Here is a 2,346-nt window from a genome sequence, read left to right on the forward strand (position 1 = left end):
GGCCACGAACGCCAGAGTCTAGTACGCCGCCACGTCCGCCCAAGCACCCGTCGGGCTAGTCGCCGGTGATCCTGACCACTATTGAAATGGCCTGCATGGCAACGACATCAGTGGACGTCACTGGCGCAGACCCCAGACGCCTCCTGGCGTTCGTCGGCCACGGCTTCGAGCCGCCCCCGCGCGCGGCGGACCGCCCAATAGGTCACCAGAAGTGCCAACGCGAGCAGCGGGTAGCCCATCGCAATCCGCGCGAATGCCAACCAGCCGGCGGAACCGACGCCATACAGCCAGTATTGGACGACGAACCTCGCGACGAAGACCGCCACGAACGCAACCGTCGCAACGTCGAAGGCTCGCAGGGCGACCTTGTCGGTGTGCCCCGACAGTCGCGCATCTGCGCTCGTCAGCAGGTTCCAGATCACCCCCACGAGCGGCCGTCGCACCAGCACGGAGACCGCGAAGACGACGGCCATCACCAGACTCGCCCAAATGCCCGGCAGGAAGTAACCTTCCGCCGAACCGGTGTAGAACGCGATCAACGCCGCAACGACGACTCCGAGCAGTCCGGAGACGGCTGGCTGGATCGGCTCCTTGCGAAGTTTCCTCAGCACGATCAGGCCGACGCTGGCGCCGACGGCCACCACGACCGCCGCGTCCAACCCGGCGATCGCGTTCGCGATCACGTAGGCGAAGGTCGGCACGCTGGCGGACACCAACCCCGACACTCCACCCATCCGGTCGAGCAGCGTCGGCGGCCGTTCAGCAGACTGCGCCTCGGTCATGCCTCTTGCCCCTCGCGCCGACCGCCCAGGTGCTCGGCGAGGAATCGATCGACCAGTCGGTACATGTCGATCACGTTGTCGGGGTTGACGAATCCGTGGCCCTCGTCGTCCTTGATCATGTACTCGACGTCGATTCCGCGGGCACGCAGCGCGTCGACCAGATTGTCGGACTCCGCCTGCACGACGCGAGTGTCGTTGGCGCCCTGGATCACCAACAGCGGGGTGCGGATCTGATCGACCCGGGTGATCGGCGAGCGCGCGAGCATGTCCGCCTGCTGCGCCGGATCGTCGGGGTCACCGACGAAGAGATGCCAGTTGTTGGCCAGATGTGGCCGCGCAGTGACGGGAAGGGTCCGCATGAAGTTCACCAGACTGGAGATGCCCACGTAGTCGATCGCTGCGGCGAACACGTCCGGGGTGAAGGTGACGCCGACCAACGTCGCGTACCCGCCGTACGAGCCGCCGAAGATCGCGACCCGGTCGCGATCCGCGTACCCCTGCTCGACGGCCCAGTTCACCCCGTCGATGAGGTCGTCGTGCATCTTGCCCGCGAACTCACCGATCGCCGCCTTGACGAAACCCTGTCCGTAACCGGTGGATCCGCGGAAGTTGACCTGCAGCACCGCATATCCACGGTTGGCCAGGAGTTGCAGGCCGGGCTGGAAACCCCAGGCGTCGCGCGACCACGGCCCGCCGTGCACCGCCAGCACCAGCGGCAGCCCCGACGGCTCCACTCCGGCCGGAAGCGTCAGATACGAGTGCAGGGGCAACCCGTCGCGGGCGATGATGGTGACCGGGGTAGTCGGCGCGAGCGTCTCGGGATCCAGATGCGGGTACGGCCGGAACAACTCCCGGCCCTCACCGGTGGCGTGGTCGTAGTAGTACGTGAGTCCCGGCTCCCGGTCGTGGTCGAAGCTGACCACCCAGCGCTGCCCGGCGTCGTCCGAGGAGATCGCCGCCAGGTCACCGTCGGACAGCTTCTGCAGGTTCTGAAGCACGGACGCGAACTGCGGATTCAGTGCGTGAATCACTTGTCGCTCACCGAGATAACGCACCCCGAGCAGATCTCCGGTCCGCTGGCTCAGAATCAGCGGTGAAGGCAGCGTGGGAAAGACGCCGGCCCTCGGATCGATGCTCAGGGTCGGGTGATCGTCGACATCGGTCTCCTCGCCGGTGGCGACGTCCAACCGCACCAGGGTGGTTCGGTCCGGGTTCCGGTTCGATCCGAGCCACAGGCCCTTGCCGTCGGGGGTCACGGCCATCGGCCAGATCCCCAACGTGTAGTCGGCGCCGTCGTAGGTCGCGATGGGACGCAGGGTGCGGTCGTCGGTGTCCCACGTCGACAACTCAACGTCGCCGTCGGCGGTGAGCGAGAACGCGAACAGGTCGCCGTTGCGGCTGGGGAACCACCCCGCGACCCTTCCCGGATTCTCGGCGAGCAGGGTCAGCTCGCCGGTGGCGATGTCGAGTTCGTAGGCGTCGGCGAGTTCCACCGTCCGTTTGTTCATACCGACCATCGCCTTGCCGGGGCGGTCGGCCAGCAGCTCGACGTACGTTCTGACGC

General features: G+C 66.8%; 2 protein-coding genes. Both read right to left on the reverse strand.

Annotated elements, in window-relative coordinates:
- Positions 1–107: 107 nt before the first annotated feature.
- Positions 108–782, reverse strand: coding sequence for a DUF3159 domain-containing protein (locus ACRDUX_RS15965; RefSeq protein ID WP_526414990.1), 675 nt, complete (start codon positions 780–782; stop codon positions 108–110).
- Positions 779–2,346 (reverse strand): S9 family peptidase (locus tag ACRDUX_RS15970; RefSeq protein ID WP_526414991.1); only part of this gene is annotated, 1,568 nt, incomplete at its 5' end. The genes ACRDUX_RS15970 and ACRDUX_RS15965, both read right to left, overlap by 4 nt.

The organism is Mycobacterium sp., from assembly GCF_050701675.1.
Lineage (GTDB): Bacteria > Actinomycetota > Actinomycetes > Mycobacteriales > Mycobacteriaceae > Mycobacterium.